Source organism: Curtobacterium sp. MCBD17_008 (assembly GCF_003234475.1).
In the GTDB taxonomy this organism is placed as follows: Bacteria; Actinomycetota; Actinomycetes; order Actinomycetales; family Microbacteriaceae; genus Curtobacterium.
This window is the reverse complement of the sequence record NZ_QKTK01000012.1, coordinates 36,106-52,134: the sequence shown is the minus strand read 5'-3', so window position 1 is coordinate 52,134 and position 16,029 is coordinate 36,106. Positions and strand designations below refer to the sequence as shown.

The 16,029-nt window shown below is 65.5% G+C and carries 15 protein-coding genes; 8 read left to right on the top strand and 7 right to left on the bottom strand.

What is annotated here, in order from left to right:
• Window positions 1–90: 90 nt before the first annotated feature.
• Window positions 91–414 (bottom strand): hypothetical protein, encoded by a 324-nt coding sequence (locus tag DEI95_RS11975; RefSeq protein WP_110890758.1) that lies wholly within the window; start codon window positions 412–414, stop codon window positions 91–93.
• 286 nt (window positions 415–700) lie between these two features.
• Between DEI95_RS11975 and DEI95_RS16725 the strand changes: the two genes are divergently transcribed.
• From DEI95_RS16725 to DEI95_RS11960, 3 genes are all read left to right on the top strand, one after another.
• Window positions 701–1,240, top strand: a complete 540-nt coding sequence (locus tag DEI95_RS16725; RefSeq protein ID WP_181436318.1) for a VanZ family protein — start codon at window positions 701–703, stop codon at window positions 1,238–1,240.
• A 72-nt stretch (window positions 1,241–1,312) separates the two neighbouring features.
• Window positions 1,313–2,473, top strand: a complete 1,161-nt coding sequence (locus DEI95_RS11965; protein ID WP_258367585.1) for an ATP/GTP-binding protein — start codon at window positions 1,313–1,315, stop codon at window positions 2,471–2,473.
• Window positions 2,470–2,823 carry a hypothetical protein gene (locus tag DEI95_RS11960; protein WP_111060364.1) on the top strand — a complete coding sequence of 118 codons (354 nt, stop codon included), beginning with the start codon at window positions 2,470–2,472 and terminating at the stop codon, window positions 2,821–2,823. The genes DEI95_RS11965 and DEI95_RS11960 overlap by 4 nt, the downstream gene beginning before the upstream one ends.
• 269 nt (window positions 2,824–3,092) lie before the next feature.
• On the opposite strand, the gene DEI95_RS11955 is transcribed toward DEI95_RS11960, so the two are convergent.
• Together DEI95_RS11955 and DEI95_RS11950 are read right to left on the bottom strand one after the other, a co-directional pair.
• On the bottom strand, window positions 3,093–3,665 hold the full coding sequence (locus DEI95_RS11955; RefSeq protein ID WP_110823476.1) for a sortase: 573 nt from the start codon (window positions 3,663–3,665) through the stop codon (window positions 3,093–3,095).
• Window positions 3,666–4,116: 451 nt separating this feature from the next.
• Complete coding sequence (locus DEI95_RS11950) at window positions 4,117–5,937, bottom strand: DUF4012 domain-containing protein (RefSeq protein ID WP_111060363.1); 1,821 nt, start codon at window positions 5,935–5,937, stop codon at window positions 4,117–4,119.
• Between the two features lie 184 nt (window positions 5,938–6,121).
• Here DEI95_RS11950 and DEI95_RS11945 point away from each other — a divergent pair, with 184 nt between their 5' ends.
• The 5 genes from DEI95_RS11945 to DEI95_RS11925 all read left to right on the top strand — a co-directional run bounded on the left by DEI95_RS11945 (window position 6,122) and on the right by DEI95_RS11925 (window position 11,303).
• On the top strand, window positions 6,122–7,216 hold the full coding sequence (locus DEI95_RS11945) for a glycosyltransferase (RefSeq protein WP_258367584.1): 1,095 nt from the start codon (window positions 6,122–6,124) through the stop codon (window positions 7,214–7,216).
• On the top strand, window positions 7,213–8,292 hold the full coding sequence (locus DEI95_RS11940; RefSeq protein WP_111060361.1) for a glycosyltransferase: 1,080 nt from the start codon (window positions 7,213–7,215) through the stop codon (window positions 8,290–8,292). The genes DEI95_RS11945 and DEI95_RS11940 overlap by 4 nt, the downstream gene beginning before the upstream one ends.
• A 59-nt stretch (window positions 8,293–8,351) precedes the next feature.
• Window positions 8,352–9,167, top strand: a complete 816-nt coding sequence (locus tag DEI95_RS11935) for a glycosyltransferase (RefSeq protein WP_181436316.1) — start codon at window positions 8,352–8,354, stop codon at window positions 9,165–9,167.
• Window positions 9,164–10,117 carry a hypothetical protein gene (locus DEI95_RS11930; protein WP_111060359.1) on the top strand — a complete coding sequence of 318 codons (954 nt, stop codon included), beginning with the start codon at window positions 9,164–9,166 and terminating at the stop codon, window positions 10,115–10,117. Before DEI95_RS11935 ends, DEI95_RS11930 begins: the two co-directional genes overlap by 4 nt.
• Window positions 10,118–10,211: 94 nt before the next feature.
• Window positions 10,212–11,303, top strand: coding sequence for an acyltransferase (locus tag DEI95_RS11925; RefSeq protein ID WP_111060358.1), 1,092 nt, complete (start codon window positions 10,212–10,214; stop codon window positions 11,301–11,303).
• Window positions 11,304–11,312: 9 nt separating this feature from the next.
• Here DEI95_RS11925 and DEI95_RS11920 read toward each other — a convergent pair whose 3' ends face one another.
• The 4 genes from DEI95_RS11920 to DEI95_RS11905 all read right to left on the bottom strand — a co-directional run bounded on the left by DEI95_RS11920 (window position 11,313) and on the right by DEI95_RS11905 (window position 16,009).
• Window positions 11,313–12,416 carry an acyltransferase gene (locus DEI95_RS11920; protein WP_111060357.1) on the bottom strand — a complete coding sequence of 368 codons (1,104 nt, stop codon included), beginning with the start codon at window positions 12,414–12,416 and terminating at the stop codon, window positions 11,313–11,315.
• 10 nt (window positions 12,417–12,426) lie between these two features.
• Window positions 12,427–13,914, bottom strand: a complete 1,488-nt coding sequence (locus tag DEI95_RS11915; RefSeq protein WP_111060356.1) for an O-antigen ligase — start codon at window positions 13,912–13,914, stop codon at window positions 12,427–12,429.
• 101 nt (window positions 13,915–14,015) lie between these two features.
• Complete coding sequence (locus tag DEI95_RS11910) at window positions 14,016–15,092, bottom strand: glycosyltransferase family 4 protein (RefSeq protein ID WP_111060355.1); 1,077 nt, start codon at window positions 15,090–15,092, stop codon at window positions 14,016–14,018.
• On the bottom strand, window positions 15,089–16,009 hold the full coding sequence (locus DEI95_RS11905; protein ID WP_258367596.1) for a polysaccharide pyruvyl transferase family protein: 921 nt from the start codon (window positions 16,007–16,009) through the stop codon (window positions 15,089–15,091). Before DEI95_RS11905 ends, DEI95_RS11910 begins: the two co-directional genes overlap by 4 nt.
• Window positions 16,010–16,029: the final 20 nt, after the last annotated feature.

Genomic DNA, 16,029 nt, shown 5'->3' with positions numbered 1-16,029 from the left:
CCGGTGTTCCGGCGGGGCCTCGGTCATGCTGTTCCGGAGGTCAGGCCTCCGGGTGGTGCTTCGCTTCTGCGTGCTCCGTGTCGGGTTCGGTCAGTCGACCGGTCGGATGACGGACGGGAGCACGATGTGCAGGCGCTCGGCGAGACGCGACTGTGCGTCCTCCAGCGAGCGGAAGTCCCCGACGTACTGGCCGAACGTGTCGGACACGAAGTAGTGCCCGTCCCGCTTGTCGACCGTGCCACCGAAGTAGCCGCCGTAGTTGGCGGACCAGAGGCCGGTCTCGACCTCGGTCCACGTGAGCATGGCGCGGGAGGGAGTGTGGGCCACCTGGGCCTCGAGCACGGCGATCGTGTCGACGGTGTCCGTGTCGAGGGTCACCTCGACCTGGTGCACGTCGTGGCTGATGATCGTCATGGCCCTGCTCCTTCACGTTCTGGGGTACATCTGCTTGCGGGGTCAACGGTACGGGGGACGCCCTCGCCTCACCAGCCAGCCCCGTGCATTCACGGGTTCTCCTGATCCGCTCGGGTATCGAACCCCGGAAAACCGGGACAACACGTCACGTTTCCGGGGTACAGGGGACAAAGCGGGGTACTCGCGATCCGGACGAAACGAGGCGGAGGCTGGCCGGGCCTCCCGTGCGGAGATCCGCCGGCCGGCGGACCCGGCCTGGAGGCCCGCCCCGGTAGCGTCACTCCCCGTGACCCCTGACCGACCGGACGACCGCGTGCACGACGTGCCGTCGGCGTCCGTCGGCCGCATGGCCGGGTCCGGCAGCGCCCTGCGGCGCCACGACAGCACGAGCGCGCACGCGACTGGGCGGAGCCGCAGCGTCGCCGGGGTGCTCGCCGTGGGCTACGGGGTGGCGGTGGTCCTCATCGGGTTCTGGGGCACCCCGGTCGACGCACGCGTGCAGCCGCTGCTCGCCCGTGTGGTCGCCGCGGCGCAACGGCGCGGAGCGCCGAGCTGGTTCGGGTACGAGCTGTTCGAGTCGCTGGCGAACGTGGCGTTCTTCGTGCCGCTGGGCCTGCTCGTCGTGCTGCTCGCCGGGGCCCGCTGGTGGTGGGCCGGCGCGGCGGCGGGGCTGCTCGTCAGCGCCGCCATCGAGACCGGGCAGGCGCTGTTCCTGCCGGCGCGGTTCGCGACGATCGACGACGTGGTGGCGAACACGATGGGCGCCGTCGTCGGGGCGCTGCTCGGGGTCGTGCTGCTCGGGGTGGCGGCGCGGCGACGGCGCTGACGGCCACTCGCGGCTCATCCACCCGAGGGCGGCTCAGCCTCTCCGCACGTGCCGCCGCCTACGGTCGGTGACATGGCCTCGAACAGCACCCCGATGGTGGAGCAGCACATCGCCGTCTTCGGAGGGAGTGGCAGCGGCAAGACCGTCCTGCTCTCGTCGTTCTACGGCTCCGCCCAGGAGCCGAGCGTCCGACGATCGAACCGGTTCGCCGTGACCGCCGAGGACCGTGCCCAGGGCCGCACGCTGCACCGCAACTACCTGGGCATGCGCGACGGCGACACCGTGCCCAGCCCGACCCGGTTCGCCTCGACCTCGTACCGCTTCGTCATCGAGCCGTCGGCGGACTCCCTGCCGAAGGGCCGGTCGAGGCAGAAGGCGATGAAGCCCCTCCGGATCGTGTGGCACGACTACCCCGGCGAGTGGTTCGAGGAGGACCCCAGCTCCGCCGACGAGGCCGCGCGCCGGGTCGAGACCTTCCGGTCGCTCCTCAGCGCCGACGTCGCCGTGCTGCTCGTCGACGGGCAGCTCCTCGCCGAGCACGCCGGCGAGGAAGAGCGCTACCTGAAGGCCCTGATCACCGACTTCCACACCGGGCTCTACGCCCTGCGTGACGACGTGCTCGAGGACGGCAAGCGGCTCACCCGCTTCCCGCGGATCTGGACCCTGGCGCTCTCCAAGGCGGACCTGCTGCCCGACATCGACGTCGAGGCGTTCCGGGAGCTCGTCATCGGTAAGGCCGGCGGCGAGCTCGACGAACTCCGCGACGTGCTGCAGAGCTTCGTGCAGGACCCGGACGCGCTCGACGTCGGTGAGGACTTCCTGCTGCTGTCGTCGGCGAAGTTCGAGCCGGGGAACATCGACGTGACGACCCGCACCGGTGTGGACCTGCTCCTGCCCATCACCGCGATGCTGCCGTTCGAGCGCTTCGCGAAGTGGGCGACGACGCGCCAGCGCGGGGCGCAGGTAGCGGAGCAGCTGTTGAAGTTCGTCGGGCCCGTCGTCGGGTTCCTGGCGACCTCGCGCTACGGCAAGTCCCCGCTCGTCGGTGCGGCCGCGGGCTGGATCGGTGGCGGCATCGGTTCCCGGGCCGTCAGCTTCGCCACGAAGCGCGTCGCGAAGATCAAGGACGAGGCGGTGGCCGAGCAGGAGTTCACCTCTCGCGTGCTCGCGCGCTTCGCCGAGGACCTGGACCGCGGGGTCGAGCAGCGCGTGCTGCGCCGGGGTGAGTCGTGAGCTTCATCTGGGCGACCCGGGGCCGCACGTGGGGCTTCCGGTTCCTGTCGACCGAGCAGCCGGGGCAGGACCCGCTCGCCCGCTACGAGCAGGCGTTCGACGGGATGGGTGACGTGCCGGCCGTCGTCCGTCGTCGCTCCGGGATGCTCGCCGTGCGCTTCCCCGATCCTGAAGGGCGCCGGGACCGCTCTGGGCGGCCCATCCCCCACGAGTTCGTGCTGACCCCGCCGCTCAGCGACTCGGTGCGTTCCGTCGATGACGCGGTCGCGCAGGTCTGGCCGCTCGTGCGGGAGCGGTACGCAGAGGTGTGGGAGTTGCCGAAGGCGCCCGCCGCTGTGTCCGACGTGTGACGGCCAGCCGAGAATCCTCCGCGTGCACCTGCCAGGAGGTGCAGTGACCGTCCGCCGGACACCTCACCGCCCTACGGTCGGCGTGTGAACCCGAATCGCAGACAGTACCGTCGTCCCTCCGCGTTCCCCTGGTGGCTCTGGGTGGTCGCGCCGCTCGCCGTCATCGGCGTCGTCGGCATCCTCCTCGTCGTGACGTGACGTAGCCCCCTGGACACGACGAAACCCCCGGAGCCTGACGGCTCCGGGGGTCCCGCTCAGTGAGCTGTAGCTCAGACGGTCTCGCGCTGGCGACGGACCGAGCCGCGCACGACGAGCAGGCCGCCACCGAGGACGACGGCGCCACCGGCGACCCAGAGGGCCAGGGTGGAGACGGTCGAACCGGTGAAGGCGAGGGAACCGTTGGTGCCGTTGGCAGCCGTGCCCGTGCCGTTGCCAGCGCCAGCAGCAACGTCAGCCGGGGCGATGGTGAAGGACGCGACGCCGACGACACCGGAGGTGGCGCCCGTGGCGGTCAGGTTGTAGCTGCCCGAGCCGCCCACCGGGAGGGTGACGCGAACGGGGAGCGAGCCGTCGGCACCGGCCGTGTAGGCCTTCGAGACGGTGGTCACGGGCAGGGCACCGAGCGTGGCGTCGTTGACACCGGCGCCGGTGATCTGGACGTTGACCGTCTCGTTGTTCTGGAAGGCGCCTTCGCTGAAGTTGATGACGACGATGCCACCGGCGACGTAGTTGCCAGAGATCGAGACGTCCGAGTCGGGAGCGTAGCCAGCTGCGTTGGCAGCGGCCGGAGTTGCGAGCAGTGCGGCGCCAGCCAGCACGACCGCGGCGATGAGCTTCTTCATGAAGTGGTTCCCCTAGTGATCTGATCCGACAGACCCTGATACCAGAGCCCTGCCTCCGCAGATGTCAATCCCCCCGTGACCACAGACATGGCACGTGCGATTGGCGAAGTTCCCTCAATGTAGCGGATGTTCACAGAGTGTTGCCACCCTTCGTGCAACGAATTCGTGAACAGGGGCTGGGTCATCTCCCAGCGAGCAGGTGCTCGCGAACGCCTGTGCGTCGCGCACCTCATTCCCGAGACGGAGAACCCCAGGTCACGAGGGCCATGACGTTCACGACGCCCATCTCTTGTGGAGACCACGGCACCAGCTGTATCCGCTAGGAGCTTGCTCAGGCCAACCAGCACCCCCGGATTGGGGGCACGATCGCCCGCGTAGTTCGGCGAAACGCCGTCTCACCATGCGAGGAGAGCGGTCATCGAGTGCCCTACAGTCCGCGCACTTGCCGCCGTCAGCCGACCGGGACCGGCTCGGCGCAGTCGAACTGCAGCGGCTCGACCTTGGTCTGACGGACGCCGGGCGTCGACTCCGCCTGCACTCCGGCCTTCGCGAACTTCGCCTCCCCGAGGAACGCGACGCGGAAGGTCGTGCTCTGGCCCGGCGCGAGCAGCGTCTGGATCTGCGCCACCGGGTGCTCGCCGTCCGTCGCGGTCTGCAGGGCCGCGCCCTTGCCGTCCTGCGAAGCCCCGAGGTAGATGCCGTTCTTGGGAGCGTAAACCGCAACGAGCGTCTTGATCTTGCCGGGTTCGGTGCCGAAGTCGCCGCCACCGGTGACGTAGCGCGGGAGGCTCGTCGCAGCGTCGGCGGGTGCCGTGTTCTTCAGCGTGACCTCGACGACAGAAGTCGGACGGCCGTCCTTCCGACACACTGAGCTTCCGACCGACACCTTCTTGTCGAGGTAGTAGTCCATCTTCGCGGCGGTGCCGTCGTTGAGGTAGACGCCGAATTCACGCGTCTTCGCCGACGCGGTCGGCAGGGTGCCGGCAACCGCGGTCCCGGCGATCTGCTTCTGCTCCGCCTCGTTCGCGCTCCAAAGCCGGAGTCGCCCGTCCTTCGTGCCGTCGGTCAACGCGGTGATGAAGGCCTTGGTGTCGAAGCCACCGCTCGACACCTTCTCGAAGACCGCACTCGCCGCCGATGCGAAGAAGGCGTCCTGCGCCGTCGGGTCCGGGTACTTGGCGTAGACGTCGCTCAACAGGAGCTTCGCTGCGTTGTCCGACGTCAGGGTGTCCCCGGTCGGCAGCTGCACCGGACCGGTCGCCCGGAGGATGTACCCGAGTGTGACGGGGTCGATCGCCAGGACACCATCCACCTGCTGCCCGAACTTCTGCTTCCACATCTCCCGCGCGAGCGCTCCCGTGACGTCGAATCGTGGCGTGAGGTTGACGTCCTGCATGTACCGCCCGGTGATGTCGCCGTACAGGCTCGTTGTTTCTGGAGACAGCGGCAAAACCGGCTTCTCGTACGGCCCGAAGGACGACCCCGCAGCCTGGTTGCCGAGACTGATCGCCCCGTCCCTTGCCTGCAAGAGGGCCACCGCGCCGGGGATGCCCCCACCAGCACGCAGCTCAGCGTTGTTCTGAAAGAGCAGCACGTAGTTCCGGTCGCCGTCATGTCCGAGCATGGCCGGTGCCAGCTGAAGCACCTTGTTGGCCGTGTCCGCCTGCTGCGACACCGTCGCCAGAGCGTTCCGGAGCTGGTTCACCGCCGATGTCACCGGCGACAGCGTGGCGCTGGTGTCGATCCGGTCCGCCTCGTTCGTCGCCTTCGACAGCGTCTTCGTCGCACGAGCAACTTCCGGCTGAGCGTCGACGAGCGGTTCCAGGTCGACGCGCCCGCCCTTCGGGGTGAACGCGTCCTCGTTGAGGTCACCGATGACGCCTGCAACCGGGCGCACAGCGCCACTCGCCACGTCGTCGACGACGACCGCGACCTCGCGGACGGCCCGGAGGTTGGTGCCGAAGAAGGGCATGTGCTGAGCCGCTCCCCAGATCGGGTCGCCGGTCAAGCTCCGCGCGGCCGACGCGTGGTCTTCCAACTGCTTCGCCGTCCGCTGAGCCGCCGGGGTGTTCCCCTCGGTGATCTCCGACCGCAAAGTGCTCACGAGGGAGACTGACTGCTCGAGGTGGCGTTTCGCGAGGAGCCCTCGGGTACCGACCCAGGCGACGGCGAAGATCAAGAGGAGGACGAGTGCAAGGACGATCCACAGCACGACCCGGGCCCTGGATCCCCGGCGTACAGCAGTGCGTCGCGACTCGGGCAGGTCGGACATGAATCGATTCTAGGGTTCCTCACGCGAGGAAGCCTCGCTGACGAGCGCGGCGCTCGAGCCACCCTGCTCACACGGGCCTTTTTCGTATTGAGAACGGTCGCGAGCAATGAGTGTTCTTCCGCTTTGCACCTACGATTGGCTCTACCGTCCATCTCATCGAGCGGAGCCATCTGTGAGTCGATCCGTGGCCATCATCGGTACTCGCGGGTATCCCAGTTACTACGGAGGCTTTGAGACCGCGGTTCGTCGTCTCGCACCGTTCCTCGCTGATGCCGGATGGGACGTGACCGTCTACGGCCGGAAGGGTTCCGTCCAGGCGGACGATCCCGAGCGCAACGACGATGTCCGCAGCGTCTACAGCTGGGGGGTCAACTCCAAGTCGCTCAGCACATTGTCGTTCGGCGCGACGGCAACCGCATCTGCGTTCTCGCGGAAGCCCGACGTCGCCCTCATCATGAACGTGGCCAACGGGTTCTTCCTGCCTGCCCTTCGCGCTCGCGGCGTCCCGACGCTGCTCAACGTCGACGGGATCGAGTGGGACCGTGCGAAGTGGAACAGAGCCGCGAAGGCGGTCTTCCGAGCAGGAGCCGTGATGTCAGCTCGGTGGGCTGACGAGCTCGTGTTCGATGCCCGGGCGATCGGGGACCGTTGGAAGCGTGAGTTCCACGCGGACGGCACGTTCATCCCATACGGCGGCGACACGCACGGCGCGCTGCCGGTCGACGACGGATTGCAGCACCGAGGGTATGTGCTCTACGTCGCGAGATTCGTCCCCGAGAACAGCATCAACGAGTTCTTCCAGGCTGCAGAAGTACTCGCCGAGCGATGGCCGGTCGTCATCGTCGGGAGCGATGGATTCCACGGAGACTTCGACCGTGCCGCGCAGGCACTGTCAGATCGTTCGCCGCAGATCCGTTGGCTCGGGCACGTCAACGATGACGATCGCTTGAAGTCTCTCTGGCAGCACGCCGGAGCCTACTTCCACGGACACAGTGTCGGCGGGACCAACCCAGCACTGGTCCAGGCGATGGCCAGCGGCGCCCCGACAGTTGCTCGAGACACTGTCTACAACCGCGAGACACTGGCCGAAACGGGTCTGTTCGTGCAGCCCGACGCGGACTCGATCATCGAACGTGTGGACGAGCTGATGACGTCTGGCGATGGCGAACGACTGGGTCAGGCAGCTCGTGAGCGAGCGCAAGCCGATTATTCCTGGCACGGCGTCTGCCGCGCCTACGAAACAGCCTTGGCAGACCTCATCGACAAGAAACAGCGATGAGGACCGCCAATCGCTCGGTTCGCATCTACCCCGAACTCCGAGCGGCGCAGGTGCAGCGCGATTCGAAACTGATGCCTGCTGAAGGCTGGTTCTTCGACAGGAACTACGACCTCCCGGCTGGGGACGTCCCCGGCCACTTCGTCCCGATGAGCACTCGGTCGGCTCTGCGAGCTGTCGCCCGTGGCGACGTGCGGGTTCTCGAGGTGCCCGAACTCCTCTGGGCGCGGGAGCTTCCCCGCACCGTCGCGGTCCTGTTGGTCCACAAGATCTGCACGCGTGGTCCGAGTCAGAGAGTCTTCTACGGAATCGAGAACAATGAGCCGCAGCGAGCACTCTTCGGAACGAAGTCGTATCCGAAGCCGGTGGTCGCTCTCGCGCTCGCTCTGGTCGGAGGTACCGCCAGACTCCTGATCGACGCGATCGCCTTCGGCTCGCAGGGGGCGCAGCGGAGTTACCAGTCCTTGCCGTTCCTCCGTGGCGTATCGAATGCGCTCATCGAAGAGCTCCCCGCCCAGCCTCCGACGCAAGTGCCCGGGCCAAGCGACCGTCGGGGCGCGATCTTCGTTGGCGCACTGGAACCTCGCAAGGGCATCGCCCAGTTGCAAGCGGCATGGGAGAAGGTCGAACAGGCGTTACCAGAGGAAGTCCTCACGATCGTCGGCGATGGCCCCCTGTCCGACGAGGTCCTGAAATGGTCTCGGTTGAAGCCGGACCGCCGGAAGCCGGTGGGCCCGCTACCGCACGCTCGCGTCGCTGGGCTTCTGGGGGAGAGCGCGGTGCTGGTCGCCCCTTCCCAGCGCGACGGCCGTTGGCGGGAGCAGATCAGCCTCCCCATCAAAGAGGCGCTGGCGGCGGGAGTGACCGTGGTGAGCACATCGGACACCGGGCTTTCATCTTGGTTGGCTGCTCACGGCCACTTCATCGTGGATCGCACCGGCCTCGCATTGCCAGAGGCGGTCGAGACAGCGTTGACCCAACCACTCGATCCGCGGGCGGTCGTGGCAGCACTCCCGGCGGAGGACGGGCGCGTTGTAGCGGACCGATGGCTGCGCGTCGGACAGGAGGACCCTCGATGACAGGTCGTACCGGCTCAGTTGTGGTGCACCACCGTAGTTACGACACCATCGGCACAGTAGTGTCCGATCTCTTGTCTCAAGGACTCGACGTAGGCGACATCCTGATCGTGGACAACAGCGAACAACAAACGTCGGAGAGAAGGCTTCGCGCAGCGGTGCCGCAGGACGTCGATCTGCTCTTCGTCCCGAATCGTGGGTACGGTGCAGCCGTCAATGAGGGCGTTCGCGCGCTCCTGGACCGAGCGTCCTACGAGTACCTCCTCGTCGCAACGCACGAGGTACGTATCGCCGCCGGCTCGCTGGCTGCACTTGAAGCAGCGTTGGACGCTGGCCCCGCCCTCGGCGCTGCCGGGCCGACCCTGCTGACGAGAGCCAGTGACGGCCGAGACGAAGTATGGTCGACCGGCGGCAAGCTGACGCGCTGGGCTCGGGTCCCGCGACACCATGACCACCGCGCTGAGCCCGACGGCGTCTTCGCGCGTCACGAGCCGGTTGTCGTTCGCCGCGTCTGGCTCGACGGCGCCTTCGTCCTCTACCGAGCCCGTCTCCTGGCCGACTTCCGGATCAACGAGACGTTCTTCATGTACGTCGAGGAAGTCGACCTGCATCTCCGCCTCGGTCGCGCTGGCCATGCGATCGTCTGGGTCCCTGCAGCTCGTGTCCACCAAAGCTCCGGCGGAACACCCATGTTCTACCTGGGCCGCAACCTGGTGCTGCTTCTGCGGCTGAACGGACAACGGCTCAGAATTGCCTTCGTCCCGTTCGTCGCGCTGCGGGCTGCGCTCCCGCAGGCGATCCGACGACGCAGCGCCCGCCCCGTTCTCGATGTTGTGCGTGGCATCGGCCGTGGTCTCTCGGAGCGGCTCGCTCGATGAAGACGCGAACGGTCGTCCTCAACCCGCTCGGCGCTGCCTTGCTGCACTACCGGCGTGAACTCGTCAGTGTGCTCGAAGCGTCAGGCCAGCCCACCGAGGTGCTTGAGTTCCCGGAGCCTTCCGCTGGTGGCGGGTCCCGCTCGAAATGGGTGCTCCGGTATGTCCAGGCGTTGTGGGATCTCCGTCGGCGGGGACGCAGTGCAACCTCATTCCCTCGCGTCGTGGTCACCTGGCCCGTCCTTGGATACCTTGATCTGCTCATCATCACGGCGTGCCTGCCCGGTGCCTGGCTGACAGTGCACGACCCTGTTCCGCTGGTCCGTTCACTGGGCTACGGGCGGCTGTCGCGTTTCCTTGCCCGCCGACTCGGTGGCCGCGCGAAGATCATCGTCCTCAGCGAGGCGGCGGCGGCCGAAGTGAGCAGAGCGCTGCCTGCCGCCACGCTCACGCGTTTGCCACATCCGATCCTGGAGCCGGAAGTCAGACGTTCTCGCCCCTCGGAGACTGTCGTACGGGTGCTCGGCCAGTACAAGGCCGACAGAGATCTCGAACTCCTCAAGGCAATTGCCGAAGAAGGGTCCGCAACCCACTACGCGATCACCGGCCGCGGATGGCCTGCGCTCGAAGGATGGAGCGTCGACGATCGGTTCGTGCCCGAGAGTGAACTCTACGATCTGATTCGGAGCGCGTCTGTGGTTCTGATCCCCTACCGCCGCTTCTTTCAGAGCGGCATTGCGGTGCGCTGTCTGGAACTCGGCACGCCCGTGGTCGGCCCGAAGAACAGCTCCCTCCGGGACCTGCTGGCTACCCATGAGTACCTATTGGCGGACGGACGGGCAGAGGATTGGGCTCGTGCCGCGACAGCAGCGATCGCTCTGTCAGCAGAGGAACTGCGAGAGCTCAGCGGATCGGCCCGAGCGCGGTCCGAGCGGCTGTGGGGCCAATTCTGATCAGCGTCACGTCACAACAGCTCACACCGTCCCGACGAGAATGACCGATCCGCGGCACCGCGCCTCAGTACTTGTGCCCTGTTAGAGTCCCACCATGTATTCCGGGGGCGCAGCGCGCCGAATCGAAGGGCTTGACCTTCTTCGAGGCCTCGCGATCCTTCTCGTGCTTGTCCGTCATTCCTGGCCCGAAGCGGTGGGCACGGCCGGGATGGTCGGCGTCGTCACGTTCTTCAGCTTGAGCGGATACCTCATAACAGGGCTCCTGGTATCCGACCTGACCCGATTCGGCCGAGTCCGATACTCACGCTTCTATCGCAATCGAGCCCTCCGCCTTCTTCCTGCACTCGTGCTCATGCTCGTCGGCTTTGCATTGGTTTCGCTGATTTGGAACCCGCTCGGAGACCGCCTGCAAGTACTGCGAAGCGTCATCGTCGCCCTCACGTACACGATGAACATCCCCTTCAATCACGGCAGTGAAGCACTATCGCACCTCTGGACCCTTGCGACTGAGGAACAGTTTTACCTCGTTTGGCCGATTGTTCTAGCGTTGGCTATACGTTTTCGTAGAGTAGCTCTCGCGCTCATCGCCTCAGCTGCAGCGATCGTCGCTGCCATGATCGCGACGATGGCGATGACGGAGCCCACCATCTGGAGGATCTACCCGCTCCCGACGTCCTGGTGTATCGCGATGGTCGTCGGAGCCGCCGGCTACTTCGCCATGCCGCGACTCACGGCGTGGTCACGCAGTTTGAGCAGGGGGCGCCACTATTTCGGCGGTGGCATGTTGCTGGTACTCCTCGGTCTATCCGCACTGCCAGAGGCAAAAGGCTCGCCACTTACGTACTTGGTCGTCGGCCCCGTCGCCGCGCTTGCCACAGTCGCCCTGATCCCACAACTTAACGAGTGGCAAACCCTGCCCTCGAAGTGGCTGACACCGCTTAGGGCCCTCGGCCAGCTTTCCTATGCGGCCTACCTGTGGAACTATCCGATCCACACCTGGATGAACGTCGCTCCCGGCATACCGGGCCGCGGCGTGCTCGTCATCGTCCTCACGCTGGCAGCAGCCACGGTGAGTTGGTTCCTCGTGGAACGTCCCGTTGCGCGGCTGAAGGAGCGATGGGACCGCGCGAGTTCGTTGTCGGAAACCAGTGCTGCTAGAGAACGGCTCACGCGTGATACTCGATAGTTAGTACTCTCACGGCTCACGCGTCGGCACGATCGGATCCCGCTCGCTTTCTCTGGAGGCTGCAGCTTCTGGTCGCTTGCCGAGCAGCAGAGATTGGAGCTTTCTGGTGATCGGCCTTTCGAGAAACTTGTATATCAGAGCTGCCGCGACGAGGACCCCCACCACAGACAGCGCGACCGACAGCGGCTGGTTGATGAGGTCGAGCTTCTTGAGCACGACCGGCACTGCCGGCGCCAGTAGGGGGTGGAACAAGTACAGCGAGTACGACGCGTCGCCCATGAACACCACTGCCCGCGGAATTCTTCGGTTCAAGATCGGTTCCGCCAGGATCGTGGTGAAGAAGACCGCGGTGACCCCGACGTTCCTCGTCAACTGATCGAGATCGAATGCCCCACGGTCATTGAAGCTGTCGATCACGACCCACAGAAGCAAGATATAGCCGAACCATCCTGCCGTCCCGAGCCAGGACCGGTCGATAGTCCATTTCGCAACGACCATCCCAACAAGGAAGTAAAGTACGATCGGGTCGAGGTAGAACGAAATTGCTGGTCCCGTTGCGTGGTCAACAAAGAGGGACCCGAGCGCGAGCAATGACAGGCACGCCGCACAGAACGCCATCACATTCATCTTCAACGCCAAGGCGAGAGTGAATATCAGGTAGAACCCCATCTCGAATACCAGCGTCCATCCAACCCCGAGCAGTGGCTCCAGATTTCCATCTACATTTCGAGAAGGAAGAAAAAAGTACGACAGCGCGACCTGTTCGGGTTGCAGGGCCGCATGGAGAACCGCCCCTGGGAGTACCAGCAGCGTCAGGAGCTTGACTGTTGTTGCGATCCAGTACATCGGTCCAATACGAACAAGACGGCGCAGGGCGAACTTCCTCCAGTAACCGTCTTCAGTCAGGTGCTTGTTCGACGACACCATCATCACGAAGCCGCTGATGACAAAGAAAACGTCGACTCCGATCGTCCCGAAGCCCCAGATCGAAAACCGCTGGTCCAGTCGATCATGCGCGTAAAGAGTCGAATGTGTGACCACGACGAGAAGGGCGGCCGCAAGGCGCAAAGCTTGGACGCTCTCGTACTTGTAAGTCAGGCTTCTGTGTTGCATGACTAGTCCTTTATGTCAGCGCGCACTCTTCGGGACAGTCGAAAAACCGAGAGGGGGGGCGACTCGGCGCCACTGGACGTCCTTCAGCTCGAGGCTTTTCCGGTGCTTGGCCCGTCGATCCCTTGGAACCCTCCGTCGCCGCGATGACCGCACCGACGAGAACACCGAACAAAACGCTGGAAGTCGCGCTCAGCGCCACCGGAGCAACGAACGACGAACCCAGCATTCCTGCAAGAGCGGACGCGATCGCGATGGTCGAGAAGCTTGGTTTCCGCACGGCTCTCCACAGGGGGCCAACGACGGAGACGAGCATCAGAACGCCTCCCAGCAGTCCCGACTTCACTGCGGTCCACAGGTAAAAGTTGTGCGCATAGTACGGCGCGTAATCGAGTGTGAAACTCGACCTACCGGCCGAGGGTTTGTAGGCGAACCCGAATCCATGGCCGAAAATCGGAGACGTCGACAGACCCTGAAGAAGCCAGCCGTCCTCGCTGACGCGGAACTGCACCGAAATGTCCGATGCCTGAACGTTTGAGTTCAATCCGTCGATGACGCGACTTGCGTAGCTTGCCACCTGCGTATTGATGAACTCCCCTCCGGGAAGCCCCGCGAGAATGGGGTTCATCACGACCAATAGCCCGAATACGGCTACGGTAGTGAGGCCGATTCCGACGGCACGCGTGGTAGACGAAACTGTCCGGCTCATGAGCGCCGCGAACAGTACTGCTACGCCGAGCGCCAGGATCGAATTCCTGGAGAAGCTCAGAATCACAATCACCAGCGCTGGTACACCCAAGACCCACGAGCTGCGTAATGGCATTTTTCCTGCGACGACGAGCGCAGTTATCGCGCAGAGCACGGCCAGCGCCGGGAAGGTGGCGCTCGTGAGCAGCCGAGTCGCCGCTCCCGAGACGGCGTCAGGGTTTGCGAGGTCGGCTTCTTCGGTACGGCCGCCGACGCTGACGCCGAGCGTCGCCCCTGCGAATACGATCACCGCGGAGACCCACAAGATCCAGGTAAAAACGACGATGCATCGGCGAGCGATCTTCGTTCCGTACAGGCGTACGGCAATGAAGATCACTGCGGCACATTCGACGACCGGGCGCGCGTCGAAGATGATCTTTGAGACGGGGTTCTGCGAAGCGAACGCGACGAGAAGCCCTACCGCGACGAACGCAGCGAATGCCCCGGCCAGGAGATTAGCGCGGCGACTCGCTCGGAAGTGCGCTACTGAATACACGAGAGCGAGCACCAAGAACGGTTCGTGTACCCGGATCGAGCTACCTGCCACCTCGAACTCAGTAGGGATGGCGGCCGGAAGGGCCGTGAAGGCGAAGATCAGCGTCAAGTAGATGGACCATGCGGGACGGATGACCAGAACGAGCACGGCAACGAGCGCAGCGACAGTCAATGGCGCGACCGACGGTTGCCGGACGATCAGACCAGCGGCGAGTGTCGTGAGTACAACCCCCGCTCCGACCACGAGGATCCTTCGCATGGCCGGAGACTAACAGAGCCCAGGGGGAGACGAAGACATCGCGTGCACGGCCTCCACCAGCGCAACCCCGTCTCGAGTTGCATGAGCCTGATTTCCCTGGCTCACGAGGAGCGCGAGATTCCCGCGTCGCCGCTGACTGATGTCGCGAATCCTGCGAGTTCATCAGCCATCTGCGCGGAGGTGAAGCTCGCGACGACGCGCTCGCGTGCCCTTCTCCCCATGGCTCGCGCCTCGGCCTGGTCCTCGAGCAGAGCCAAGACCTTCGAGGCCAAGGCACGGCCATCGCTACACGGCACCAAGAAGCCGGTCCCTCCGTCCTGAACATAGTCATCAAGACCGGGTGTCTCGGTGATCACCACGGGACGCCCGACCGCCATCGCTTCGAGGGACACCGTCATACCCGACGCGTGGACATTCGGACGAGTTGCGATCGCAACGACCGACGCTCGCTCGTATGCCTCGCGGAGCTGCTGGTGTGTCAGGTACGGGACGACCGTGACACCGTCGGGCGGCTGCAGCTGAGTGCGCGACTGGACCATGACCTCGATCGTCGGGCGCTCTCGCCGAACGATCTCGATCGCTCTGAACAAGGTCGCCGGGTCTCGGTCTCTGTCTCCCCCAGCACTGAACAGCATCGGCGTGCTCGGGAACGGCTTCTCCGTGAAGAACTCGTGGTCGACTCCGAAGCGGAGGTACCGGACGGGCGGTCCGCCGGCACCGAGCCAGCGTTCGACGATTTCCACCTGCGGCTTGCTCAAGGTCCACACCAGGCTCATCTGACGGAGAGCCCGACGAGAGAGACGCTGCTTCACCCGAGCGGCCATGGAGTCCGGGGTGTCCGTCGCCCAGATCACGCCGCTCAGGGCTATGTCCGCCGGGTACTGCTCGAGCATCCGGAGCGCGACGTCCTCCTCCCAACTCATCGAGATGGTCGTACGACGAGCGTCGCGCTGCCGCTGGCGGCCCGAGAGCAGGGCTCCGAGGAGAGGCAGGGGACGGAGTGGTCCGACTTCGACGGCCCGTGCTCCCCCGAAGTGACGGGTGACGCCGTCCAACCCGTACGGCCAGCGATCAGGGATCAGCCCAGCGGCGTGACGCTGCTCCCAAGACGGGACGTCCCGTCCCTGAGCGAAGACGATGTTCATCTCCGCGTCGCGGCCGTCAGCTTGCACAGTCATAGTGCCTCGCCTCGCTGGAGACCCTCGTCGATCCACTGCATCGCCGAATCGATCTCGTCCTCGCCCGACACGAACAAGAAGTCACCGAGGTCGCCGGTGCTCGCGTTCATCACACCGGCGATCTTGCCGTAGTTGTTGTCGGCCACGACGTGGGGTTTCCGCAGCAGGAGAGCGAGGACGTGGGCATGGAGTCGATCGGTCGCGATCAAACGGCTTCCTCGGAAGAGGCGCAGGCCGTCTCGGAGGTTGAGCGCGGCGAGAGCACGGTACGAGAACGACATCGCCGGGTAGTAGGCGGGGAGCGACGCGAGCTTCGGCGCCGTCCGGGCGAGGCCCAGCGGGACGCGAGCCAACCGCCAGAGCAACGCGTCGATGCCGCTCAGCCCCCAGTCGGCGGTGCGATCACGACGGCCAGGGCGTGCAGGCACGAATCGGCTGATGCCGACCCCTCGCTCGTGGTCTCGCCGGGCAAGCACCAGGACATCGACCTTCTCATTCGTGCGCCCTCCCCCGGTCCTCGGCTGCCAGCCGAGGGCCGCGTCGTGGCAGAACTGCACTCGCACGTCGGGGAGCGTCGCTCGTGCGCGAGCATGCGACTGCCAATCGCGTACGAGGAGATGGAAGTCGTCGTGTTGCCCGAACACCTTGTTCGCTGCCTCTGCTGCGGCAGCGTCACGGAACTCGATGGACTGCGGGAGCTGGATCACCCGTCGGTTCGGGTAGAGCGAGACGATCCGTTCCCGGAAACGCTGGAACTCGGGCCAGAGGTCTCCGAAGTTGCCTCCGCCGTGGAGCAGGATCGGGCCGTCGGGAACCAACCTGTCCATGAGATCCGGAGAGAAGCGCTTGATGTCGGTCCGGTACCGCACGCGGAGGCCGAGACTCGCCAGATGGTCGAGTTCGCCTCGCCAGATCATCGTGTCGCCCACGTTCTGGT

What these genes read in the sequence shown, in the direction of transcription:
- DEI95_RS11975 (WP_110890758.1), bottom strand. Translation starts at nt 414, where the DNA reads ATGACGATCATCAGCCACGACGTGCACCAGGTCGAGGTGACCCTCGAC.
- DEI95_RS11965 (WP_258367585.1), top strand. Translation starts at nt 1,313, where the DNA reads ATGGCCTCGAACAGCACCCCGATGGTGGAGCAGCACATCGCCGTCTTC.
- DEI95_RS11955 (WP_110823476.1), bottom strand. Translation starts at nt 3,665, where the DNA reads ATGAAGAAGCTCATCGCCGCGGTCGTGCTGGCTGGCGCCGCACTGCTC.
- DEI95_RS11950 (WP_111060363.1), bottom strand. Translation starts at nt 5,937, where the DNA reads ATGTCCGACCTGCCCGAGTCGCGACGCACTGCTGTACGCCGGGGATCC.
- DEI95_RS11940 (WP_111060361.1), top strand. Translation starts at nt 7,213, where the DNA reads ATGAGGACCGCCAATCGCTCGGTTCGCATCTACCCCGAACTCCGAGCG.
- DEI95_RS11930 (WP_111060359.1), top strand. Translation starts at nt 9,164, where the DNA reads ATGAAGACGCGAACGGTCGTCCTCAACCCGCTCGGCGCTGCCTTGCTG.
- DEI95_RS11925 (WP_111060358.1), top strand. Translation starts at nt 10,212, where the DNA reads ATGTATTCCGGGGGCGCAGCGCGCCGAATCGAAGGGCTTGACCTTCTT.
- DEI95_RS11920 (WP_111060357.1), bottom strand. Translation starts at nt 12,416, where the DNA reads ATGCAACACAGAAGCCTGACTTACAAGTACGAGAGCGTCCAAGCTTTG.
- DEI95_RS11915 (WP_111060356.1), bottom strand. Translation starts at nt 13,914, where the DNA reads ATGCGAAGGATCCTCGTGGTCGGAGCGGGGGTTGTACTCACGACACTC.
- DEI95_RS11910 (WP_111060355.1), bottom strand. Translation starts at nt 15,092, where the DNA reads ATGACTGTGCAAGCTGACGGCCGCGACGCGGAGATGAACATCGTCTTC.
- DEI95_RS11905 (WP_258367596.1), bottom strand. Translation starts at nt 16,009, where the DNA reads ATGATCTGGCGAGGCGAACTCGACCATCTGGCGAGTCTCGGCCTCCGC.